Raw genomic sequence first — 22,109 nt, 5'->3', positions numbered from 1 at the left:
TCGGGGCGCAATGCCCGCGAAACCGGGGTTCGCGGGGAAAGCATCGCGGTGCGAGTCGCGCTCCTGCACGCTCGATCATGCCTTGTAGGAGCGGGCCTACGCCCGCGAATGGCGTGCCCACGGGAACGGGCTCTGGCCGGATTCGCGCGCGCAGGCGCGCTCCTACAATCTTTCGGTGGGCTCCAGCCCCGGCGCCTCGTCCGGCGCGCACTCGGGCACGCGCTCGCCGGTGTGCATCTCCCAGCGCCAGAACAGCCAGCCCAGCGTCGTGGAGAGCGCCGCCGCCAGCGCCAGCCAGAGCGGGTCGTGGCTGAGCAGCGGCGACAGCACGCCGGCCACGATCGAATGCAGCACCAGTCCGGTGAAGGCCTGCAGCGAGGACGCGCTCCCGCGCTGCCGCGGATACATGTCCAGGATCGCCAGCGTCAGGATCGGGAACACCAGCGCGATGCCGAAGGCATTGAGCATCATCGGCAACACGGCCCAGGGCAGTTCGGGGACCTCGAAGGCGAGGTTGTAGGCGACGTTGCCCAGCGCCGCGGCGCCGCAGCAGGCGAAACCGATGCGCGCCAGCTGGCGGCCGCTGATCCTGCCCGCCGCGCGCCCGGACATGTACGCGCCCAGCATCATCCCGCCAATCGTCGGCACGAAGAACCAGGCGAAGTCGCCCTCGTCCAACGGCTGGCCGTCGAGGCGCAGCAGGTCGAGCACGAACGCCGGCGCCGAGGCGATGTACAGGAACAGCGCCGCGAAATTGAAGGCGCCCGCCGCCGCCAGGCGCTGGAACCGTGGATTGACGAAGATCGCCGCGTAGTCGCGCAGCAGCCGCCGGGGCCGGAGCGAGATCCGCTGCTCCACCGGGTGCGTCTCGGGCAGGCCCAGCCACACCGCCGCCACAAGCACGATCGAGAACAGCACCAGGAACCAGAAGATCAGCGGCCACGCGCCCCAGCCGAGGATCCAGCCGCCAATCACCGGCGCGATCGCGGGTGCGATGCCGAAGATCATCGAGACCTGGCTCATGAGCCGCTGCGCGTCGTCCCCCGACAGCACGTCGCGGATCACGGCGCGGCCGACGATCAGGCCCACGCCGGCGCTCAATCCCTGCAGGGCCCGGAAGGCGAGCAACGTCGGCAGGTCCTGCGCCAGCGCGCAGCCGACCGAGGCCACCCCGAAGACCACCAGCCCGGGCAGGATCACCCGCCGACGCCCCAGGGCGTCCGACAGCGGCCCGTGGACCACGCTCATCAGGGCATAGGCGACCAGGTAGACGCTGATCGTCTGCTGCATCGCGACCTTGTCCGCGTCCAGCTGCGCGCCCATCGCCGGGAACGCGGGGAACACGGTGTCGATCGAGAACGGGCCGAACATCGCCAACCCGCCCAGCAGCACGGCCAGCCAGCGCAGCGAGGGCATGCGCGGGCCGTTCATTGGGCGGGCCGCCGGTCGGCGGCGTGGCGGGCGGGACGCTGGGGCATGGAACCCGTGGGGGCGCGGCGCGGCCGGCCATGTTAAGGCCCCGGCACCGGGATGCGGCCCGCGTCCGGCAGGCGCTTGCCGGGCGGGCCGCCCGGTATAATCGGCGGCGCACGCGGTGGGAGAAGCGGGGCCCGCCCCGCTGCCGAAGGCGCAAACGCCCGCAATCGCTCAGGCCCCGTACCGCCGCGCGCGACACACACTCTGGAGAGACCGGCCCGCCCCGCGGCGGCCACCGGCGCCGAAGGGGCACGAAGCAGGCGACCCTCCCCCCGCCGCTTCCAAACTCTCAGGCAAAAGGACAGAGGGGCCCTCCGCCGCGCGGCCGCGTGGCGATCCGTGCGCTGCGCGCACACCGCCCCCCATTCCGGATGCCCGCCATGTCCCACGCCGCCCCGCTCCGCGAGCTCGAGCACCACGACGCGTTCCTCGAGCGCCACATCGGCCCCAACGACGCCGAGATCGCCACCATGCTCGAGGTGGTCGGGCACGACTCGCTCGACGCGATGACCGACGCGATCGTCCCCGGCGGCATCAAGTCCCCCGCGCCGCTGGCGCTCGAGGCGCCGATGTCGGAAGTGGAGGCGCTCGCGCGGATCCGCGGCATCGCCGCGCGCAACAAGGTATTCCGCAGCTTCATCGGGCAGGGCTACCACGGCACGCACACCCCCAACGTCATCCTGCGCAACATCCTGGAGAACCCGGCCTGGTACACGGCGTACACGCCCTACCAGGCGGAGATCTCGCAGGGCCGCATGGAGGCGCTGATCAATTTCCAGCAGATGTGCGCCGACCTCACCGGCATGGAGATCGCGAACGCGTCGCTGCTCGACGAGGCCACCGCCGCCGCCGAGGCGATGACGCTGGCCAAGCGCTCCGCCCGCTCGAAGTCGAACGTGTTCTTCGTGTCGTCCGGCGTGCACCCGCAGACGATCGAGGTCGTGCGCACGCGCGCGGAACCGCTCGGCATCGAGGTCGTGGTCGGCGACGACGCCGCGGCGATGGATGCCGACGCGTTCGGCGTCCTGCTCCAGTACCCGGACACCGTGGGCCGCATCGGCGACCACAAGGCGCTGGCCGACGCCGTGCACGCCCGCAACGGCCTGGTCTGCGTCGCCACCGACCTGCTTGCCCTCACCCTCATCCAGGCGCCCGGCGAATGGGGCGCGGACATCGTGGTCGGCAACAGCCAGCGCTTCGGCGTGCCGTTCGGCTTCGGCGGCCCGCACGCCGCGTTCATGGCCTGCCGCGACGCCTACAAGCGCTCCATGCCCGGCCGCCTGATCGGCGTGTCGGTCGATGCCGAGGGCAACCCGGCGTACCGCCTGACGCTTCAGACCCGCGAGCAGCACATCCGCCGCGAGAAGGCGACCTCCAACATCTGCACCGCGCAGGTGCTGCTGGCGGTCATGGCGGCGATGTACGCCGTCTACCACGGCCCCGAGGGCCTGAAGCGCATCGCGCGCCGCACGCACCGCATGGCGACGATCCTGGCGGGGGCGCTGCGCGGCGCCGGCGCCACGGTCGGCACGGGCTTCTTCGACACGCTGCACGTGACCGGCGTCGATGCGCCGGCCATCCACCAGCGCGCGCGCGACGCGGGCATCAACCTGCGCGCGATCGACGACGCGTCGCTCGCGATCGCGTTCGACGAGACCACCACCCGCGAGGACGTGATCCGGGTCGCCGGCCTGTTCGGCGCCGAGATCCGCGACATCGACGCGCTCGACCGCGACGCGGGCGACGCCATCCCGGCCGCGCTGGTGCGCACCAGCGACTACCTGTCGCACCCGGTGTTCAACACCCACCACAGCGAGCACGAGATGCTGCGCTACCTGCGCACGCTCGCCGACCGCGACCTGGCGCTGGACCGCACCATGATCCCGCTGGGCAGCTGCACCATGAAGCTCAACGCCACCGCGGAGATGATCCCGGTGACGTGGCCGGAGTTCGCGAACATCCATCCACTGGCGCCGGCGGACCAGGCCGAGGGCTACCGCCAGCTGATCGACGAGCTCGAGTCGATGCTGGTGGAGATCACCGGCTACGACGCCGTCAGCCTGCAGCCGAACTCCGGCGCGCAGGGCGAGTACGCCGGCCTGCTGGCGATCCGCGCCTACCACCAGGCGCGCGGCGAGCCGCAGCGCGACATCTGCCTGATCCCCGAATCCGCGCACGGCACCAACCCGGCCTCCGCGCAGCTGTGCGGCATGAAGGTCGTGGTGACCCGGTGCGACAAGGACGGCAACGTCGACGTCGACGACATCCGCGCGCAGGCGGAGAAGTATTCCGACCGCCTCGCCGCGATCATGATGACCTACCCCTCCACGCACGGCGTCTTCGAGGAGGACGTGGTCGAGATCTGCGAGATCGTCCACCGCCACGGCGGGCAGGTCTATACCGACGGCGCGAACCTCAACGCGCTCGTCGGCGTCGCCAAGCCGGGCAAGTGGGGCTCGGACGTGAGCCACCTCAACCTGCACAAGACCTTCTGCATTCCGCACGGCGGCGGCGGGCCCGGCGTCGGCCCGTGCGCGGCGAAGGCGCACCTCGCGCCCTACCTTCCCCGGGCCTTCGGCGACGGCTTCCGCACCGGCGGCGTGGGCGACGGCCCGATGGTGTCGGCCGCCAGCTTCGGCAGCGCCAGCATCCTGCCGATCAGCTGGATGTACATCACCCTGATGGGCGCGGCCGGCCTGCGCCGTGCCACGCAGGTGGCGCTGCTCAACGCCAACTACGTCTCGAAGAAGCTCGCGCCGCACTACCCCACGCTGTACACGGGCCGCAACGGCCTGGTCGCGCACGAGTGCATCCTGGACCTGCGCCCTCTCGAGAAGGGCAGCGGCGTGAGCGCCGAGGACGTGGCCAAGCGCCTGATCGACTTCGGCTTCCACGCGCCGACGCTGAGCTTCCCGGTCGCGGGCACGCTCATGGTCGAGCCGACCGAGAGCGAGAGCCTGCACGAGCTGGACCGCTTCGTCGACGCGATGATCCAGATCCGCGACGAGATCCGGGCGATCGAGGACGGCCGCCTGGACCGCGAGGACAACCCGCTCAAGCACGCGCCGCACACCGCGACCCAGGTCGCCGGCGAGCAGTGGTCGCATGCCTATCCGCGCGAACTGGCGGCGTTTCCGCTGCCCGTGCTGCGCCGGCAGAAGTACTGGCCGCCGGTCGCCCGCGTGGACAACGTGCACGGCGACAAGAACGTGTTCTGCGCCTGCATCCCGATCAACGAGTTCAAGGGCGAGATCGAGGCCTTCAGCGAGCCGAACGTCGCCTGAGGTCCGGAGCGCCGCCGGCTTGCCGGCGGTGCCATGAGAAGCAGGTCCCTCGCTGCGCTCGGGACGACAGGATTCCGTGTCGTGCCGATCACAGCGAGGGGCCACCACCCCTGTCGTCCCGAGCGTAGCGAGGGACCTGCTCCTGGTCTGCGGCCCGACTGCAACCGACTGAACACGGCATCCACGCGCCCCGCGCTTCACCGCGGTGAACGGTGTAAAGCGGCCGTAACTTCCTGCTGGCGGCACGCTAACCGGTCGGGGCGGAAGCTTCGCCCGCGGTCGCGGTGTGCGACCGCCGGCCGCCACCGTCACGGCGGGATCCGGGACGATGTTCACGTCCCTCCAGGAGACGCCGCACATGCCGAACCCGCAGAACCCCAACCAGGACCAGAACAAGGCCAGGCAGGCCCCGGGCAACAAGCCGCGCCAGGACACCCAGCAACAGCAGGCGAAGGGCCGTGACCAGGCCACCGGCCGCCAGGACCGCGATCGCGACATCCAGGACAAGCACAGCGGACGTCGCGACCGCTGATCCCACCCTCCCCCCAACGTCGACGGGCCGCGCAAGCGGCCCGTCGCTTGTGCGTGCGCCCGCCACGGGCGGCACGCCTCAGCCGTTTCGCGGCGGCCGCACGCGGAACACGACGCTCATCCGCGGGCCCACCTGTCGCGTGGTCTTCGGGATCCCGTGGTCGTGGGTCTTCTGGCAGGCGTGGCTCATCACCAGCAGGCTGCCGTGCGACAGCGCGACGTCGACGCCGGTGCCGCCGCGCCGCTTCTCGCGCAACTGCATCCGCCGCGTGTCGCCCAGCGACACGATCGCGATCGGGTGCCCGGCGACCAGCGTGTGCAGCTTGTCGTTGTGCATCGCCACCGAGTCGCGGCCGTCGCGGTAGAGGTTCATGCCGACGGCGTTGAAGGGCGCCGGCACGCGCTCGCGCACGCGGTCGAGGATGGCGCGCAGCGGCAGGTGCGGCGGGAACGCGTCGACCCGGTAGCTCGACAGCAGCCGCGGCACGTCCACTTCGCGGTCGTACATCTGCCGACGCATGGTCCCCCAGTCCGCGCCTCCGCGCAGCGCCTCGAACCAGGCGTCCGCGGTGGCCGCGTCGACGAAGCCGGGCCAGCAGCGCACGCCGCCCTCGCGGTCGTCGACCAGCTGCAGGCAGTGCCCGGCCTCCGGCCCGCTGGCGAAGAGATCGCCGTCCAGGTCGAGCCGCCGCGCGATGCCCGTCATGTGCCCGCTCGATGCGTCGATTTCCTGTCGTCCCGAGCGCAGCGAGGGACCTGCTTCCACGCGCCGGCCGGATGCAGGGAAAGCAGGTTCCTCGCTGCGCTCGGAACGACAGTGGGCGTTGGAACGACTGGAGGCGTCGGAACGACGGGGGCGCCCATCAGTGGAAGTCCCGGGAATCCGCGCGCAGGCCGCCGAGCAGCGGGCTGAGATCGCGCATGTCGTTGGCCACCAGGTGCTCGATGCCGTCCACGCGCTCCCAGCGGCCGCCCACCTCCAGCAGCGTGGCGCCGAGCAGCGCGCGCCGGCCGCGGTCGGCCACCCGCGGCCACACGATCACGTTGACCATGCCGTGCTCGTCCTCGAGCGTGACGAAGATCGTGCCGCTGGCGGTCTGCGGCTTCTGGCGCATGGTCACCAGCCCGGCGATGCGCACGCGGCTGCCGTGGCGGCGTTCGCGCAGGTCCTTCGAGCCGAGCAGCCGGCGCGCACGCAACTGCCGCCGCAGCACCGCCAGCGGGTGCCGGCCCAGCGACAGGCCGAGCGCGCGGTAGTCCGACAGCAGGTCCTCGCCCTCGCCCGGCGCGGGCAATGCGACCGCCGCCTCGTCCGGGCTGCCGGGCAGCAGTGGCCGCTGGCGCTCGATGCCCGCCACCTGCCAGCGCGCGTCGTTGCGGTGCCCGGCCAGCCCCTGGAGCGCGCCGGCCTCGGCGAGCACCGCGCGCGCCTTCTCGTCCAGCGCGGCGCGCCGGCACAGGTCGGCGACGTCGCGGAACGGCGCCGCGGCGCGCGCGGCGACGATCGCGTCGGCGGCCTCGCGCGCCAGCCCGCGGACCTCGCGCAGTCCCAGCCGGATGTCCGGCTGCCGGCCCGCGTCGCCACCCGCCAGGGCGTGGTCCCAGGTGCTGTGTCGCACGTCCACCGGCAGGAACGCGACGGCCTTGCGGCGCGCGTCCTGCACGATCTGGCTCGGCGAGTAGAAGCCCATCGGCTGCGCGTTGAGCAGGCCGCAGGCGAACGCGGCCGGCTCGTGGCACTTCAGCCAGCAGCTCACGTACACCAGCTTGGCGAACGAGGCCGCGTGGCTCTGCGGGAAGCCGTACGCGCCGAAGCCGCGGATCTGCTCGAAGATCTGGTCGATGAACCGGGGCTCGTAGCCCTTGGCGGTCATGCGCACGCGGATGCGCTCGCGGTGCGGCTCCATGTCGCCGCCGCTGCGCCAGGCGGCCATCGAACGGCGCAGCTGGTCGGCCTCGCCGGGCGTGTAGTCGGCCGCGACGATCACCAGTTCCATCACCTGTTCCTGGAACAGCGGCACGCCCAGCGTGTCCTTCAGGATCGCCTCGATCTCCGCCGACGGATACGACACCGGCTCCTGTCCCATCCGCCGGCGCAGGTACGGATGGACCATGCCGCCCTGGATCGGGCCGGGGCGAACGATCGCCACCTCGACCACCAGGTCGTGGAAGCACCGCGGCTTGAGCCGCGGCAGCATCGTCATCTGCGCGCGCGACTCGATCTGGAACACCCCGATGGTGTCGGCGCGCTGCACCATCGCATAGGTGTCGGCGTCGCCCACCGGGATCGACGCCAGGTCGAGGTCGCGGCCGCGGTGGTCGCGCACCAGGTCCAGCGCCTTGCGGATGCAGGTCAGCATGCCCAGCGCCAGGCAGTCGACCTTGAGCAGGCCGAGCGTCTCCAGGTCGTCCTTGTCCCACTGGATGATGGTGCGGTCGGCCATCGCCGCGTCCTCCACCGGCACCAGCGACCACAGCGGCGTGTCGGAGATGACGAACCCGCCCACGTGCTGCGACAGGTGCCGCGGATGGCCCTGCAGCGCGCCGGCCAGCGCCAGCACGCGCGCGACCAGCGGGTTCTCCGGATCGAACCCCGCCTCGCGCAGGCGCGCGTCCATCGGCGTGTCGCCCTGCCCCCAGCTGAAGCATGCCGAGAGCATCGCCACCTGGTCCGGCGGCAGGCCAAAGGCGGTGGCCACGTCGCGCACCGCGCTCTTCCCGCGGTAGCGGATGACCGTGGCAGCGAGCGCGGCGCGCTCGCGGCCGTACTTGCCGTAGACGTACTGCAGCACCTCCTCGCGGCGCTCGTGCTCGAAGTCGACGTCGATGTCCGGCGGTTCGCGGCGCTCCTCGGAGATGAAGCGCGCCATCAGCAGGCGGCTCTCCTCCGGGTTCACCGCGGTGATGCCCAGCGCGTAGCACACCGCGGAGTTGGCCGCCGAACCCCGGCCCTGGCAGAGGATCCCGCGGCCGCGCGCGAAGCGCACGATGTCCTCGACGGTGAGGAAGAAGGCCTCGTAGCCGAGCTTTTCGATCAGCGCCAGCTCGCCGTCGATCCGCTCGGCGACCGCGGCCGGCGTGCCACCCGGCCAGCGCACCCGCATGCCGGCTTCCGTGAGCTTGCGCAGGTGGCTGGCCGGCGTCTCGCCATCGGGCACCAGCTCGGCCGGGTAGCGGTACTTGAGTTCCTCCAGCGAGAACGTGCAGCGGTCGGCGATCGCCACCGACTCGGCCAGCAGCGCGGGCGGGAAGATGTTGCCCAGCGCGCGCCGGGTACGCAGGTGGCGCTCGCCGTTGCGGAACAGGTGCGCGCCGGCGTCGGCGAGCGTGCAGCCGTGGCGGATCGCGGTCATCGTGTCCTGCAGCGGGCGCTGGCGGCGCACCGCCATGTGCGCGTCGCCGCTGGCCACCGCCGGCATCCCGAGCATGCGGGCCAACGCCTGCAGCTGCGCCAAGCGCGCGGCGTCGTCGCGCTCGCGGTGCAGTTCGACCGCCAGCCACGCGCGCGCCGGGAAGGTGTCGCGCACCCAGGCGCCCTGCGCGGCGTCGGGCGTGTCGCCCGGCAGCCACAGGGCGAACAGGCCGGCCAGGCCGGCATCGAAGTCCGTGCGCGCGATGCGGTACGTGCCCTTGCGCACGCCGCGGCGCGCACGCGTGATCAGCCGGCACAGGTGGCCGTAGCCGGCGGCCGTCTCCGCCAGCAGCACCAGCCGCAGGCCGCAGTCGAGCGTGAACTCGCTGCCCACGACGAGCTTCATGCCGGTCAGCCGCGAAGCCTCCAGCGCGCGCACGATCCCCGCCAGCGAGCACTCGTCGGTGATCGCCAGCGCCGAATAGCCGCAGCGCGCCGCGCGCGTGAACAGGTCCTCCGCGCTGGCCGCGCCGCGGAGGAACGAGAAGTCCGACAGGCAGTGCAGTTCGGCGTACGCCGGCCAGGGCCCGGCCAGGGTGTCGTCGTTCGCCGCCGCCGGCAGCGCCAGCGGAAGGACGCGCTGGAGCGCCCCCGCCGTCATGGCGCCGAACGCCCCGTAGGAGCGCGCCTACGCGCGCGATCCCCCGCCCCGCTCACGGATCGCGGCGGCATCACGTCCCGAAGACCTATGCCAAGCCAACTCACGCGAACCACCCGTGCAGCATCCAGTGGCCGCGCTCGCCGACCGGCGCGAACGCCCAGGCGCGCTGGCCCTGCCCGGTCTCGACGACGTAGTAGTCGCGGCGCGCGTCCTCGCCGTCCCACCAGCCGCTCTCCAGCCGCTCCGGGCCGGACAGGATGCGCACCGCCCCGCGCAACGGCATCGGCCGCGGCAGCAGCCACGCCGGCCGCGGCGGGCGCGGGCCACGCGGCGTGGCGACCGCATCGCGACCGTCGTCGCGCACCCAGGCGCGCTCGGGCCGCGGGTCGGCGGTGGCGCGCACGCGGTACACGGCGGCGTCGCCCAGCCGCGCGCGCAGGCGCTCGCGCAGGTGCGGCCAGTCCACCGCCTGCGCCGGGCGCGCGTCGAACAGGTCGCGTCCCGCCGGCACGAACGGGGGCAGCTCGCGCGCCAGCAGCCGCACGCCGACCACCGGCGCCGGCAACGCCACCTGCTCGAGCCGGTTGCGCGCCAGGTCGAACAGCAGCGTGGCGTCGCGCTCCGCCGACAGCATCCCGACCACGACCTCGGTGTACCGCGGGGCGGGCACGTGCAGGCGGTCGGCCTCGTGCGAGGGCAGCGCGTGCACCCGCTCGTGCTCGAGCTGCAACGCGAAGCGCTGCACCCCGCCGTCGCGCACCGAAAGGTACGTCGCCAGGTCGCCGACCAGCCGCCGCAGCGGGAACAGCAGCGCCTGGTGGCTGGACACCTCGTGGCCGAGCTCGAGGCGCGCGTCGAAGCGGTCCGGCGGCGCGTGGCAGGCGAGCGGATCGTCGGCCTCGCCGTGCAGCCGGTCGAGGTGTTCGAGCAGGTCGACCCCGAAGCGCCGCCGCAACGCGTCGCGCGGCAACCCGCGCAGCGCGCCGAGCGTGCGGATGCCCATGCGGTGCAGGCGCGTGCCCGCCTCGCCCGGCAGCGCGGCGCGCCGCACCGGCACCCGCGCCAGCGCCTCGCGCATCGCCCCGGCATGGGTCACCGCGAACCCGTCGCGCAGGCCCGCGAACACCAGCGCCGCGCGCGGCGTCGGCGCCAGCGCGATGCGGTGTCGGAAGCCGAGCGCGTCGAGTTCGACGCGCAGCCGCGCCTCGATCCGCGGCCACGGCCCGAACAGCCGGAAGCTCGCGCGCACCTCCAGCAGCACCGCGCCCGGCCACTGCACGCTGACCTGCGAACTGTGCCGGTACGCCCATGCGGCGAGGAACCGCTGCCAGCGCGCCTCGGCCGCCGGGTCGTGCTCGACCAGCGCCACGTCGGCCAGCAGCGCATGCGCCGCCGCCAGCCGCATGCCCGGCCGCAGGCCCGCCTCGCCCGCGGCCGCGTTGACCGCGTGCAGCGTGCGCAGGTGCGCCGGCCCCGACACCAGCGCCAGCGGCCGCGCGGGATCCGGCGTACGGCGGAGGACGGCGTCCAGCGCCAGCCGCGGCAGCGCGATGCAGGCCCACAACATGGCGCGGCCCTCAGTGCGCGTGCGCGGGCGGCGCCGGCACGAACGCCTGCGCCGGCGGCTGCCCGCCCCGGCACTTGCGCACCCGCCAGGCGCCGTCGACGTGCTCGACCCGCAGCGCCGCCGGCGACGGATTCGCCGCGTGCCGCCGGTCGCGCAGCGCGAAGCCCAGGCACTGCCCCTGGTCGGCCGCCACCTGCAACCGCCGCAGCGCCTGCGGGTCCGCGCCCTCGGGCCAGCCGACCACCGCCGCGCACGCCCCGCTGCGCAGGCACTGTTCGAACGCCCACAGCGCATCGCGCGGCGCCGCCTCCACGACCTCCAGCCGCGACAGCGCCACGCCCGCCGCCTGCCACGCGGGCGCGTACGGCACGTACGGCGGCGCGACCACCGCCACCACCCCGCCCGCGGCCGTCAGCCGCGCCAGCGTCGGCAACAGCAGCGACAGCTCGCCCACGCCATCGGCCGGCAGCAGCAGTTCGGTCAACGCCCGCCGCGGCCACCCGCCCTGCGGCAGCAGCGCATCGAACGTCGCATGCCCGGTCGGCTCGCCGCCGGCCGGCGCCCGCGCCGCGCGCCCGGCGCGCCACACCGACTGCGCCGACAGCAACGCATCGAGCCGCGCCATGCCCGACGCATGGCCGGACGCCTCGGCGGGCATCTCGACGGAGATGGCTTCGGCACCCATCAGTCGGCCCTGACCAGCCCGCAGTACAGCCCCTCGATCGCGAAGTCGCTGCCCGGCGCCACCACGATCGGCGCGTAGTCCGGATTGCGCGGCAACAGCCGGATCCGCGTCGCACCCCGCTCGAGGCGCTTGATGGTGATCTCCCCGTCCACCCGCGCCACCACCACCTGCCCGTTGCGCGCATCGCTGGCACGCTTCACCGCCACCAGGTCGCCGTCGAAGATCCCGTCGTCGCGCATCGAATCGCCGCGCACCCGCAGCAGGTAGTCCGGCGCGATCGAGAACAGCGCCCGGTCGAGCAGCACGTGCCGCTCCACCCCCGCATCCGCGCCGATGGGCGCACCCGCCGCCACCCGCCCCAGCACCGGCAGGCTCAACCGCGTCTCGCGCCGCTTCAGCCGCGCCCCCGGCGCATCCAGCCGGATGCCCCGCGCTTCGTGCGGCCGCACCGACAGGTACCCCGCCTCCCGCAACCGCCGCACGTGTTTGTGCGCCGCGCACGCCTGCCGGAACCCGAACGCATCGGCGATCTGCTGCAGCGTCGGCGGCACCCCCTCCGCCGCCGCATGCGCCCGGATGAAGTCCAGCACCGCCTGCTGGCGCGGCGTCAGGCCGGACGAATCGGAGGAATCAGGGGAGGGATCGCGCGGCATCATGGGTAAAAATCTATTTACCTTCGCGGGCGCAGGCAAGCCCGCCCGTCGGCCCGATTCCACGCCCCACCCGTCTCAAAACCCAAGACCCCCGCCCCATCAACCACTTGCCCCACACACCTCAACCGGATCCCGCCAGCGCCTCTCTCACGAGGGAGGCGCCCGTCCACCCGAGGGAGTGGCCGGGAGCCGGGCGGCGCGGGACCGTTGGCGACATGGATGTCGCCACCGAGCCTCCAGGGACGGATTCACGGCGTGTCCCGCGCCGCCCGGCTCCCGGCCGCTCCGCCCGCGACCCAGCCGCCGTGCCGCGTGAGTGAGCCACACCGCCCGGGCCCGCATGCCCCCAAGGGTTGATCGAACGCAACATATTGACGAACATGGGGAATTCCCTCCGGACCCCGGGAGCCGACATGCCCGCATCCACCGGACACCGTGCCGGCCTCCGCGACGAGACCCCCCGCCCCACCCAGGCCCCCGCCCGCCCCCGGCGCACCACCCGCCAGCGCGCGAAGAAGGCCCCCCGGCCCCTGCCGCCCCGCACCTACGCCGACGAACACTCCGGCCTGCAGCACATCACCATCAGCCGCCACCCCGTCTTCGGGCGCCAGCTGTTCCTGGACGGCGACCTGCAGGTGTCGGACTCGGACACCGCCTACGGCGTGGCCATGACCAGCCCCCTGCTGGGCCAGCTTCACCTCGGCCGCGTCGCCATCCTCGGCGGCGGCGACGGTGGCGTGCTGCACCAGCTCATCGGCACCCTCGAACCCCTCGGCGCCCTGCCCGCCGAACTCACGCTGGTCGAGATCGACGACCGCGTGATGGAACTGTCCCGCAAGCACCTGCGCGGCACCTGCGGCGACGCCTTCCGCAGCCCCCACGCCAGGATCGTCGTCGGCGACGCCTTCGCCTGGATCGACCGCGCCCGCAACATCGACGCCGTCATCTACGACCTGACGATGGACCCCGTGCGCGAGGACCAGCCACGCCGCGAATTCATCGCCCGGATCATCGAGCGCATCGCCCGCGCCCTGCGGCCCGGCGGCGTGCTGAGCATGCAGTGCTGCGGCCACGGCCTGCGCGACGAACGCGACCGCGCCGACCGCGACGAGGTCCTGCCGCTGATCCGCGAGGCCGTCGACGCGCATTTCGAATCGCGGACGGAACAGGACGTGCTGGTGCCGTCGTACCGCGATCTCTGGACGTTCCTGTCGGCGCGCAAGGCCGCTTGATCCGCAGCGTTGGCGTGGACGTCCATCCCTGGCAAGGCGCGTTGAGTGCACGGGGAATGCCTTCGCGCGCGTAGGCGCGCTCCTACGAGGACGGGGCGACCCGTTCCCGGTGGGGACGCGCACGGCGCATTCACGCGGCGCGGCTAGGCTGCAGGGCCGACCGCCGCCCCGCCGGAGCCCGCCATGCCCGAGACGATCTACGACGCCCTGCGCGAGTCGCACGAGATCCAGCGCATGCTGATGCGCAAGCTGCTGCGGTCCAAGCCCGGCACGCGCGAGCGGATCGACCTCTTCACCCAGGCACGGATCGAGCTCGAGGCGCACGAGGCCGCCGAGGAACGTTTCCTCTACGCCCCGATGCTGATGGAGGACACGGGCCTGTCCTCCGCGCGCCACGCCCTGCACGAACACCACGAAATCGACGAACTGGTCGAGGACCTGCAGGGCCTGGACCCCGCGGGCGACGCGTGGCACGAGAAGGCGAAGGAACTCTCCCACGAGGTGCACCACCACCTGCGCGAGGAGGAGAAGGCGTTCTTCCAGGTGTCCGGCAAGGTGCTGTCCGCCACGCAGAAGACCGCGCTGGCGAAGAAGTACCGGAAGGACTACGAGCGCATGAAGAAGAAGCTGGCGGCGGAGTAGCACCTGCGCGGTGGGCAACGTCCGCCGTAGGAGCGCCTCTACAGGCGCGAAGGCTTTCGCCGGAATTGTTCCTTCGCGGTCTTCGGATCCGATCGCGCGCGTAGGCGCGCTCCTACGGGTCGAACGCCCCCCGGCTACTCGACGGGGGCCATGAGCTCGAGCTTCTCGACGGGGTAGCCGCGCGCGCGGGCGTCGGCCTTCAGGCGCTCGAACAGCGCGCGCGACATCCGCGGCTCCCGCGACAGGATCCACAGCGCGTCGCGCCCCGGGCCGCCCACGACCGCCCACCGGTATTCCGGGTCGACGTCGAGCACCCAGTAGTCCGCCCACACGAACGGCAGCCACGACAGCCACGCCGGCGCGAAGCGGACCTCCAGCGCGCCCTGCGGGCCACCGGTAGTGCGCGCCTGGCCGCTGGCGGCGTCGAGCACGCCCTCCTTCGTCCGGCAGGCGTTGACCACTTTCAACGAGCCGTCCGCGTTGCGCGAATACTCCGCGGTGATGTCGCTGGCGCACTTGCGCTGGAAGAACTGCGGCAGGTGCGCGATCTCGTGCCAGGTGCCGAGGTAGCGTTGCAGGTCGAGCTGCTCGACCGGCCGGTTGACGGGCGCGGCCGTCGCGGGCGCGGGGGACGGCGCGGCGGCCATGGCCAGCACGAGGAGCAGGGAAGGCGGCATGCAACGGCGTCCGTCATCGGGCGGTGCAGGTTGGCCGGACCGCCGTCGGGGCGGCGTGACTTCCGCGGGTTCAGGCGTCCGCCGGTGGCGCGACCAGGGGCAGGCTGACGATGAATTCGGCCCCCTCGCCGGCCACGCCCGAGCTGAACGCACTGACGTCGCCGCCATGGTCGGTGACCAGGCGGTGGACGAGGCTCAGGCCGACGCCCAGCCCGCCGTGCATGCGCTTGGTGCTGTCGGGCTCGGCCTGCGCGAACAGGCGGAACACGTAGGCGAGGTGCTGCGGATCGATGCCCGGCCCGTTGTCGCGCACGCTGATCTCGGCGCGGTCGTCGTGGCGCGACAGGCGGATGGCGATCCGGCCGCCCGGCGGCGTGAACTTGGCGGCGTTGTGCAGCAGGTTGCTCGCCACCTGCACCAGCCTCGCGTGGTCTCCCATCACCCACAGCGGCGCGTGGGTGACGTCGATCGAGAGCGTGTGTTCGCCCGCCTCGACCTGCGGGGCGCTCGCCTCGACCGCCTGCTCGACTACCGACTGCAGGTGCACGGGCGCCTGCTCCATGTGCACGCGGCCGCTGGCGATGCGGCCGACGTCGAGCAGGTCGTCGACCAGCCGGCGCAACTGCACGACCTGGCGCACGAGGATGTCGCGCGCCGCCACCAGCCGGGGATTGTCGAGCGTCTCCATCCGCATCAGCTGCACGGCGTTGGCGATCGGCGCCAGCGGGTTGCGCAGCTCGTGGCCCAGCACCGCGAGGAACTGGGTCAACTGTTCCTGCTCGGCCTGCAGCGCGTCGATCCGCCGGCTGGAGGTCATGTCGCGCGTCACCTTGGCGAAGCCGATGTGGCGGCCGTTCGCGTCGTGCAGCGCGGTGATCACCACGTTCGCCCAGAAGCGGCTGCCGTCCTTGCGGATCCGCCAGCCCGCGTCCTCGAAGCGGCCGTCGCGCAGGGCGCGCTCGAGTTCCTCCTCCGGCCACTTGGCGTCGCGCTTGTCCTGCGGGTAGAAGACCGAGAAGTGCTTCCCGATGATCTCCTCGGCCAGGTAGCCCTTGTTGAGCTGCGCGCCGAGGTTCCAGCTCGCCACCCGGCCGTCGGGGTCGAGCATGAAGATCGCGTAGTCGCGCACGCCCTCCACCATGAGGCGGAAGCGCTCCTCGCTCTGGCGCAGCAGTTCCTCGTGGTTGCGCCGCTCGGTGAGGTCGCGGGTGACCTTGGCGAAGCCGCGCACCTCGCCGTTGGCATCGCGCAGGCAGGTGATCACGACGTTCGCCCAGAAGCGGCTGCCGTCCTTGCGGATGCGCCAGCCCTCGTCCTCGAACCGCCCGTCGCGGCGCGCGTACGCGAGTTCCTGCTCCGGCCAGCGCTCCGCGCGCTTGTCGTCGGGGTAGAACAGCGAGAAATGCCGGCCGACGACTTCGTCCTCGGCGTAGCCCTTCAGCTTCCGCGCGCCGCGGTTCCAGCTGCGGATGCGGCCGTCCGGGTCGAGCAGGAAGATCGCGTAGTCGGACACCGCCTCGACCAGCAGGCGGAAATCGGCGTCGGGGACGGATGCACCGGACCCGGACGTTGGCGACGGAGCGTGTTCAGGCATGCCGTGTCGGACGCGGTCCCGCGACAGGGGCGCACACGTTAGCGCACGGCCGGTCCGGCGCAAAATGCACCGCATCGCCGATCCCACGACCCACCCCGTGGGAGCGGGCCTGCGCCCGCGAATGGCGATCTCCGCGAACCATCGGTCCGGATTCGCGCCCGTAGGGGCGCTCCTACCGTGGGAGGGCGGTCAGGCCGCCGGGGCTCAGGCGAACGGGTCCCGCAGGACGATGTTGGCGTCGCGGTCGGGGCCCGTGGAGACGATCGCCAGCGGGCAGCCGGACAGCTCCTCCAGTGCGCGCAGGTAGGCGCGGGCCGCGGGCGGCAGCTTCTCCCAGTCGGTGATGCCGTGGGTGGACTCGCTCCAGCCCGGGAACTCCAGGTACACCGGCTCGCACTCGTCCCAGCCCTGCGCGTCGAGCGGCGCGTACTCGGTCTGCTTGCCGCGGTACTGGTAGCCGATGCCCATCTTGAGCGTCTCCATCCCGTCGAGGATGTCGAGCTTGGTGATGCACAGGCCGGTGATGCCGTTGATCGCCACCGCGCGCTTGAGCGCGACCAGGTCGATCCAGCCGCAGCGGCGCGGCCGGCCGGTGGTGGCGCCGTACTCCTGGCCGCGGTCGCGGATGCCCTGCCCCACCTCGTCGTCCAGTTCGGTCGGGAACGGGCCACCGCCCACGCGCGTGGCGTAGGCCTTGCAGATGCCCAGCACGTAGTCGATCGCGTCCGCGCCCACCCCGGTGCCGGCGAGCGCGCCGCCGACCGTCGTGTTGGAGCTGGTGACGTACGGGTAGGTGCCATGGTCGATGTCCAGCAGCGCGCCCTGCGCGCCCTCGAACAGCACCTTCTTCCCCTGCCGGCGCAGGTCGTGGAGGATGCCGGCGACGTCCTGCTTCATCGGCTCGACGTACTCGCCGAAGGCCAGCGCCTCGTCGAGCGTCTGCTGGAAGTCGACCGCCTCCACGCCCAGGTACTTCGTCAGCACGAAGTTGTGGTAGTCGAGCGCGGTGCGCAGCTTCTCCGCCAGTTCCTCGCGGTAGTGCAGGTCGGCCACGCGGATGCCGCGGCGCGCGACCTTGTCCTCGTACGCCGGGCCGATGCCGCGGCCGGTGGTGCCGATCGCCTTGCCGCCGGCGGCCTTCTCGCGCGCCTGGTCCAGGGCGATGTGGTACGGCATGATCAGCGGCGTCGCCGGGCTGATCTTGAGCCGCGAGCGCACCTCCACGCCGTTCCCCTCGAGCTCGGCGATCTCCTTGCGCAGCGCGCCCGGGTGCAGCACCACGCCATTGCCGATCAGGCACAGCGCGTCCTCGCGCAGGATGCCCGACGGGATCAGGTGCAGCACCGTCTTCTTGCCGCCGATGACCAGCGTGTGGCCGGCGTTGTGGCCGCCCTGGAAGCGCACGACCGCGCCGATGTCCCGGGTCAGCAGGTCGACGATCTTGCCCTTGCCCTCGTCGCCCCACTGGGCGCCCAACACCACGACTGACTGGCCCATCTCGGTCTCCTTTCGTCCCGGCGGTCGGCGGCGGCCGAGCATGGCGCGGGTTGTTGCGGGTCTGCGGCCGGCTGGACAGCAGGTCCCTCGCCTGCGGCTCGGGACGACAGGCGTCCATGCACGGAAAAAGCCGGCGGGTCGTTCGCTTGCGCGGGACCCCGTCCGGCTTTTGCGCATTATCCGGGTTTGTCGGCCCCGGGGCCAGCACCGGGGGGGGGGGGGGGGGGGGGGGGGTCTTCGTTCCCGCCGGCGCGGCGGATGCCGGGGGTCAGGCCTGGCGGACGAACCAGAGGGCCAGCAGGCCGGCGCCCAGGACCACCGCGCCGATCCGGCGGACCCGTCCGTCCGGCATCGCCACCATCTGCTCCGCGGCCCGCTTCCAGGCACCCGGGGCGGCGAACAGGAACAGGCCCTCCAGCACCGCGACCAGGCACAGGGCCGCCCACAGGTCGGCCATCGTCAGCGGGCGTCCTTGAAGTACTCGAGGAACGCGTCGTCCTCCTCCAGCACCACGACGCCACGGCCGTCCTCGAACGACTTGCGGTAGGCCTCGAGGCTGCGGTGGAAGGCGTAGAACGCCGGATCGTCGCCATAGGCGCCGGCGTAGATCCGCGTCGCCTGCGCATCGCCCTCGCCGCGCAGGCGCTGGGCGTCGCGCTCGGCCTGGGCCAGCAGCACGGTCTGCTCGCGGTCGGCCTCCGCGCGGATGGTCCGGGCCTGTTCCTCGCCCTCGGCGCGCAGCGCGGCGGCCACCTGCCGGCGCTGGGCGCTCATGCGCTCGTAGACCTGGGTGATGACTTCGCTGTCGGTCGGCAGGTCGATCTGCTTGATCCGCAGGTCGATGATCCGCACGCCCACGGTGGCGGCGCCCTCGTTGATCGAGGCGAGCTGCGCGGAGATCAGTTCGGAACGATCGCCCGACACCGCCTGCGACAGCGTGCGCGCGTTGATCTCGTTGCGCAGCGCGTCCTTGATGATCGGCGCCAGCCGCTGCACGGCGACCTCCTCGCTGCCGCCCGTGGCACGGAAGAACGCCACCGGGTCGCTGATCATGCCCAGGGCGAAGAAGTCCACGCTCACGTCCTTGCGTTCGGACGTCAGGTAGCGCTCGGGCTCGGCCGGCAGCACCTGCAGGCGGCGGTCGAACACCCGCGCGGTCTCGACCAGCGGGATCTTCAGGTGCAGGCCGGGGCCGATCTCGCTGCGCGCGACGCGGCCCAGGTTGAGGACGATCGCGGTCTGGCCTTCGCGGACCACGTAGGTCCCGCCCAGCAGCACGAGCACCAGGGCGACGATCGCGACGATCAGCAGGGTCTTCTTCATCGGGCGTCCTCCCCACGCGGCGGCCGCGGCGGTCGCGGCAGGTTCGAGGCGGCGTCATCGGACGCGGTGCTGTCCACGGTGGGCGACAGCATGTCCGGCGTGAGCAGCGGACGGCCCTGCACCGGCGTGGTCCCGCCCGCCCCGTCCATGGGCACGTAGATCAGCTGGCGCGAATCGCCGCCGACGACCTTGCGCGTGTCGGCCAGCACGTCCTCGATGGTCTCCAGCCACAGGCGGCGGCGGGTGACCTCCGGTGCGGCCCGGTACGCGTCGAGCAGCAGGCTGAAGCGCTGCGCGTCGCCCTCGGCGCGCGCGACGGCGGCTTCCTTGTAGCCTTCGGCGACCGTCCGGGTCCGCGCCGCGGCGCCGCGCGCCTCCGGCACGACCTTGGCCGCGTACGCGCGCGCCTCGGAGATCAGCCGCTCGCGCTCCTGCTGGGCGCTGTTGACGTCGTCGAACGCCGGCTTGACCTGGTCCGGCGGCCGGGCGTTCGGCAGGTTCAGTTCGGTCACGCGCAGCCCGGTGCGGTAGGCGTCGAGCGAGGCCTGCAACTGTTCGCGCGCGGTGACCGACATCGCGCCGCGCGCGCCGAGCACCGTGTCCAGGTCGGAGCGGCCCACCTGCTCGCGCACCGTCGACAGCGCGGCCTGCTGCAGGACCTCGTCCGCGTCGCGCGTGCCGAACAGGTACAGCTCCGGGTCGCCAACCTGGTACTGCACGTTGATCTCCACGCGCACGATGTTCTCGTCGGCCGTCAGCACCGGCACGGTCTCGCTGAAGGTCCGGACCTCGGTCGCGTTGACCTTGATCACGCGCTCCACCGGCCAGGGGAACTTGAAGTTCGGGCCCGGCTGCATCGTGCGGGCGTACTCGCCGAAGCGCAGGACCACGCCGCGCTGCTGCTCGGACACCAGGACGAAGCTGCTGAAGGCCAGCCACAGCGCGACGACGACCCAGATCCAGCGCAGGGGTCCGCCACCGCCGTCGAACAGGCCGCGAAGCGGTTCCAGCACGCGGTCGAAGCCGCCAGCGCCGCCCCGCGGCCTCCACGGGCCGCGGCCATTGCCGCCGCCACTGCCGCCGCTGCTTCCGGGTCGGTTGCTACCGGGCGTGTTCCAGGCCATGCCTGCTCCAGTCGAAGGGGTGTCGCGCCGACGCGGCCTGCGCCGGGCGCGGGGCACGGCGCGCGCGCTGGTCGCGCCCGCGGCCGGAGATTCTAAACGAGGCGGCCGACGCGTTCAGGCGGCGGCATCCGTGGCCGGCAGCAGGGACCGCAACGGGGCGCCGTAGGCCTGCGCCGCGAGCCGCTGCGCCTCCGCCTCGGCGATGTCGAGCTCGATGTGCCATCCATCGTCGTCATGGCGCTCGCTGCGGACCGCACCGAGGTCGTGCAGCCGCGCGCGCAGGCGCCCGGCGTCGTTGCCCAGCCGCAGCGTCCCCGCCACGCGCCGCAGCCCGAGCCGGGTGCCCAGCGCGTCGCGCAACAGGTCCAGGCCCGTCCCGTCCCGCGCGGAGACCCAGACCTGCTCCCGCATCGCCTGCCCGAGCGCATCGGCCAGCACCGCCTCGGCCCCGACGTGGCGCGCCGTCGCGTCGTCGAGCCGGTCGATCTTGTTGAACACCAGCAACTGCGGGATGTCGCCGGCACCCACCTCGGCGAGCACCGCGTCCACCTGCGCGATCCGCTCCTCGCGCAGCGGGTCGGACGCATCGACCACGTGCAGCAGCAGGTCCGCGTCGCGGGCCTCGCTGAGGGTCGACCGGAACGCGGCGACCAGCTCGTGCGGCAGGTCGCGGACGAAGCCCACGGTATCGGCCAGCACCGCCGCGCCCGCCGGCAGCTCGATGCGCCGCACGGTCGGATCCAGCGTCGCGAACAACTGGTCCGCCGCGTACGCCCCCGCGCCGGTCAACGCGTTGAACAGCGTCGACTTGCCCGCGTTGGTGTAGCCGACCAGCGCCACCCGCGGCAGCTCGCTGCGCAGGCGCGCACGCCGCATCTGCCCGCGCTGCACCTCCACCTTCTCCAACCGCCGCTGCAACTGGTCGACGCGCTTGGCCAGCAAGCGTCGATCGGTCTCGAGCTGGGTTTCACCGGGACCGCGCAGGCCGATCGAACCGCCGCGCTGCCGCTCCAGGTGGGTCCACCCCCGCACCAGCCGCGTGGCCATGTGCCTGAGCTGCGCCAGCTCGACCTGCAGCTTGCCCTCGTGGCTGCGCGCCCGCAGCGCGAAGATGTCCAGGATCAACCCCGTCCGGTCGACCACGCGGCGCTCGAGCGCCTTCTCGAGGTTGCGCTCCTGCACCGGCGTCAGCGGATGGTTGACCAGCACCAGGTCGGCCCCGGTCGCATCGCACGCCGCCCGGACCTCCTCCAGCTTGCCGCTGCCGATCAGCGTGGCCGGATTCGGCTTGTCGATCCGCGCGGTCAGCATCGCCGCCACGTTGGCGCCCGCCGACCGCGCGAGGTCGCCGAACTCCTCGACCAGCCCGTCGTCCGGCGGCCCACCGGCGTGGGGCTGGATCAGCAGTGCGTTTTCACCCTTGCGGGACCGTTCGAACATCAAGCGCGCCTGGACCGCCACCCTGGCGGAGAACCCACGGAATGGGGGCGACTGCCCGCCCTATCAAGCGCGGAAGACGGCTTCGACCAACCGGAGCACCGAAAGCCCGGAGCGGGCGGACGGACCGGAGGCTCGCGCCAAGCTGGCCAAGGATGGCCAGCGCCCGAGTCAGGGCAGGGTGAGCACGGACGGATTGCGCGGCACTGCCGCGCGTCCGTGCGAACGCCCGGCGCCATGCGCCGGGCCGGCCTCCCGAAGGGAGCCCTGATCGAGGGAAGAGCGAGCCTCCGGTTCGGCCGGCCGCGTACCCGCGAAACCGACCGAAGCCCGCGCCCAGCCCGGCCGGCCGCATGCTCGCGACACCGACCGTA

The 22,109-nt window shown here is 72.7% G+C and carries 17 protein-coding genes and 2 riboswitches; of the genes, 4 read left to right on the top strand and 13 right to left on the bottom strand.

Annotated elements, in window-relative coordinates; all coding sequences use genetic code 11:
• Positions 1-162 precede the first annotated feature (162 nt).
• The gene (locus tag ACYU7H_RS06755; protein ID WP_460813387.1) at positions 163-1,431 is read right to left on the bottom strand and encodes a multidrug effflux MFS transporter; all 1,269 of its coding nucleotides are present in this window, start codon (positions 1,429-1,431) and stop codon (positions 163-165) included.
• 154 nt (positions 1,432-1,585) lie between these two features.
• A riboswitch (glycine riboswitch) is annotated at positions 1,586-1,672 on the top strand.
• Positions 1,673-1,678: 6 nt separating this feature from the next.
• Positions 1,679-1,783, top strand: a riboswitch (glycine riboswitch).
• Between the two features lie 64 nt (positions 1,784-1,847).
• Here ACYU7H_RS06755 and gcvP point away from each other — a divergent pair.
• Together gcvP and ACYU7H_RS06745 are read left to right on the top strand one after the other, a co-directional pair.
• Complete coding sequence (gcvP, locus tag ACYU7H_RS06750) at positions 1,848-4,760, top strand: aminomethyl-transferring glycine dehydrogenase (protein ID WP_460813386.1); 2,913 nt, start codon at positions 1,848-1,850, stop codon at positions 4,758-4,760.
• A gap of 328 nt (positions 4,761-5,088) precedes the next feature.
• Complete coding sequence (locus tag ACYU7H_RS06745) at positions 5,089-5,292, top strand: hypothetical protein (protein ID WP_460813385.1); 204 nt, start codon at positions 5,089-5,091, stop codon at positions 5,290-5,292.
• A 78-nt stretch (positions 5,293-5,370) separates the two neighbouring features.
• Here the strand turns inward: ACYU7H_RS06745 and ACYU7H_RS06740 are convergent, their stop codons facing one another.
• From ACYU7H_RS06740 to lexA, 5 genes are all read right to left on the bottom strand, one after another.
• Positions 5,371-5,997, bottom strand: a complete 627-nt coding sequence (locus tag ACYU7H_RS06740) for an alpha-ketoglutarate-dependent dioxygenase AlkB family protein (RefSeq protein ID WP_460813384.1) — start codon at positions 5,995-5,997, stop codon at positions 5,371-5,373.
• 157 nt (positions 5,998-6,154) lie between these two features.
• The gene (locus ACYU7H_RS06735) at positions 6,155-9,304 is read right to left on the bottom strand and encodes an error-prone DNA polymerase (protein WP_460813383.1); all 3,150 of its coding nucleotides are present in this window, start codon (positions 9,302-9,304) and stop codon (positions 6,155-6,157) included.
• Between the two features lie 100 nt (positions 9,305-9,404).
• The gene (locus ACYU7H_RS06730; RefSeq protein WP_460813382.1) at positions 9,405-10,871 is read right to left on the bottom strand and encodes a Y-family DNA polymerase; all 1,467 of its coding nucleotides are present in this window, start codon (positions 10,869-10,871) and stop codon (positions 9,405-9,407) included.
• Between the two features lie 10 nt (positions 10,872-10,881).
• On the bottom strand, positions 10,882-11,529 hold the full coding sequence (gene imuA, locus ACYU7H_RS06725; protein WP_460813979.1) for a translesion DNA synthesis-associated protein ImuA: 648 nt from the start codon (positions 11,527-11,529) through the stop codon (positions 10,882-10,884).
• Positions 11,530-11,555: 26 nt separating this feature from the next.
• Positions 11,556-12,209, bottom strand: coding sequence for a transcriptional repressor LexA (gene lexA, locus ACYU7H_RS06720; protein ID WP_460813381.1), 654 nt, complete (start codon positions 12,207-12,209; stop codon positions 11,556-11,558).
• A gap of 413 nt (positions 12,210-12,622) precedes the next feature.
• On the opposite strand from lexA, the gene ACYU7H_RS06715 reads away from it, so the two are divergent.
• Together ACYU7H_RS06715 and ACYU7H_RS06710 are read left to right on the top strand one after the other, a co-directional pair.
• The gene (locus ACYU7H_RS06715; RefSeq protein ID WP_460813380.1) at positions 12,623-13,441 is read left to right on the top strand and encodes a spermidine synthase; all 819 of its coding nucleotides are present in this window, start codon (positions 12,623-12,625) and stop codon (positions 13,439-13,441) included.
• A gap of 183 nt (positions 13,442-13,624) precedes the next feature.
• The gene (locus ACYU7H_RS06710) at positions 13,625-14,083 is read left to right on the top strand and encodes a hemerythrin domain-containing protein (protein WP_460813379.1); all 459 of its coding nucleotides are present in this window, start codon (positions 13,625-13,627) and stop codon (positions 14,081-14,083) included.
• Positions 14,084-14,217: 134 nt separating this feature from the next.
• On the opposite strand, the gene ACYU7H_RS06705 is transcribed toward ACYU7H_RS06710, so the two are convergent.
• The 7 genes from ACYU7H_RS06705 to hflX form a co-directional block, all read right to left on the bottom strand.
• Positions 14,218-14,760 (bottom strand): lipocalin family protein, encoded by a 543-nt coding sequence (locus tag ACYU7H_RS06705; protein ID WP_460813378.1) that lies wholly within the window; start codon positions 14,758-14,760, stop codon positions 14,218-14,220.
• Between the two features lie 70 nt (positions 14,761-14,830).
• The gene (locus ACYU7H_RS06700; RefSeq protein ID WP_460813377.1) at positions 14,831-16,354 is read right to left on the bottom strand and encodes a sensor histidine kinase; all 1,524 of its coding nucleotides are present in this window, start codon (positions 16,352-16,354) and stop codon (positions 14,831-14,833) included.
• A gap of 204 nt (positions 16,355-16,558) precedes the next feature.
• Complete coding sequence (locus ACYU7H_RS06695) at positions 16,559-17,851, bottom strand: adenylosuccinate synthase (protein WP_460813376.1); 1,293 nt, start codon at positions 17,849-17,851, stop codon at positions 16,559-16,561.
• Positions 17,852-18,119: 268 nt separating this feature from the next.
• Complete coding sequence (locus ACYU7H_RS06690) at positions 18,120-18,308, bottom strand: DUF2065 domain-containing protein (RefSeq protein ID WP_460813375.1); 189 nt, start codon at positions 18,306-18,308, stop codon at positions 18,120-18,122.
• A 2-nt stretch (positions 18,309-18,310) separates the two neighbouring features.
• On the bottom strand, positions 18,311-19,174 hold the full coding sequence (gene hflC, locus ACYU7H_RS06685; protein ID WP_460813374.1) for a protease modulator HflC: 864 nt from the start codon (positions 19,172-19,174) through the stop codon (positions 18,311-18,313).
• Positions 19,171-20,298 carry an FtsH protease activity modulator HflK gene (hflK, locus tag ACYU7H_RS06680; RefSeq protein ID WP_460813373.1) on the bottom strand — a complete coding sequence of 376 codons (1,128 nt, stop codon included), beginning with the start codon at positions 20,296-20,298 and terminating at the stop codon, positions 19,171-19,173. The genes hflC and hflK overlap by 4 nt, the downstream gene beginning before the upstream one ends.
• Before the next feature lie 114 nt (positions 20,299-20,412).
• A complete protein-coding gene (hflX, locus tag ACYU7H_RS06675) occupies positions 20,413-21,738 on the bottom strand; it encodes a ribosome rescue GTPase HflX (RefSeq protein ID WP_460813372.1) in 1,326 nt (441 codons plus the stop codon).
• Between the last annotated feature and the right edge of the window lie 371 nt (positions 21,739-22,109).

This window comes from Luteimonas pelagia (genome assembly GCF_054776035.1).
Note: the sequence above shows the minus strand (reverse complement) of the source record. Positions and strands in the feature narration are given on the sequence as shown.

What these genes read in the sequence shown, in the direction of transcription:
- ACYU7H_RS06755 (WP_460813387.1), bottom strand. Translation starts at nt 1,431, where the DNA reads ATGAACGGCCCGCGCATGCCCTCGCTGCGCTGGCTGGCCGTGCTGCTG.
- gcvP (WP_460813386.1), top strand. Translation starts at nt 1,848, where the DNA reads ATGCCCGCCATGTCCCACGCCGCCCCGCTCCGCGAGCTCGAGCACCAC.
- ACYU7H_RS06745 (WP_460813385.1), top strand. Translation starts at nt 5,089, where the DNA reads ATGTTCACGTCCCTCCAGGAGACGCCGCACATGCCGAACCCGCAGAAC.
- ACYU7H_RS06740 (WP_460813384.1), bottom strand. Translation starts at nt 5,997, where the DNA reads ATGACGGGCATCGCGCGGCGGCTCGACCTGGACGGCGATCTCTTCGCC.
- ACYU7H_RS06735 (WP_460813383.1), bottom strand. Translation starts at nt 9,304, where the DNA reads ATGACGGCGGGGGCGCTCCAGCGCGTCCTTCCGCTGGCGCTGCCGGCG.
- ACYU7H_RS06730 (WP_460813382.1), bottom strand. Translation starts at nt 10,871, where the DNA reads ATGTTGTGGGCCTGCATCGCGCTGCCGCGGCTGGCGCTGGACGCCGTC.
- imuA (WP_460813979.1), bottom strand. Translation starts at nt 11,529, where the DNA reads ATGCCCGCCGAGGCGTCCGGCCATGCGTCGGGCATGGCGCGGCTCGAT.
- lexA (WP_460813381.1), bottom strand. Translation starts at nt 12,209, where the DNA reads ATGCCGCGCGATCCCTCCCCTGATTCCTCCGATTCGTCCGGCCTGACG.
- ACYU7H_RS06715 (WP_460813380.1), top strand. Translation starts at nt 12,623, where the DNA reads ATGCCCGCATCCACCGGACACCGTGCCGGCCTCCGCGACGAGACCCCC.
- ACYU7H_RS06710 (WP_460813379.1), top strand. Translation starts at nt 13,625, where the DNA reads ATGCCCGAGACGATCTACGACGCCCTGCGCGAGTCGCACGAGATCCAG.
- ACYU7H_RS06705 (WP_460813378.1), bottom strand. Translation starts at nt 14,760, where the DNA reads ATGCCGCCTTCCCTGCTCCTCGTGCTGGCCATGGCCGCCGCGCCGTCC.
- ACYU7H_RS06700 (WP_460813377.1), bottom strand. Translation starts at nt 16,354, where the DNA reads ATGCCTGAACACGCTCCGTCGCCAACGTCCGGGTCCGGTGCATCCGTC.
- ACYU7H_RS06695 (WP_460813376.1), bottom strand. Translation starts at nt 17,851, where the DNA reads ATGGGCCAGTCAGTCGTGGTGTTGGGCGCCCAGTGGGGCGACGAGGGC.
- ACYU7H_RS06690 (WP_460813375.1), bottom strand. Translation starts at nt 18,308, where the DNA reads ATGGCCGACCTGTGGGCGGCCCTGTGCCTGGTCGCGGTGCTGGAGGGC.
- hflC (WP_460813374.1), bottom strand. Translation starts at nt 19,174, where the DNA reads ATGAAGAAGACCCTGCTGATCGTCGCGATCGTCGCCCTGGTGCTCGTG.
- hflK (WP_460813373.1), bottom strand. Translation starts at nt 20,298, where the DNA reads ATGGCCTGGAACACGCCCGGTAGCAACCGACCCGGAAGCAGCGGCGGC.
- hflX (WP_460813372.1), bottom strand. Translation starts at nt 21,738, where the DNA reads ATGTTCGAACGGTCCCGCAAGGGTGAAAACGCACTGCTGATCCAGCCC.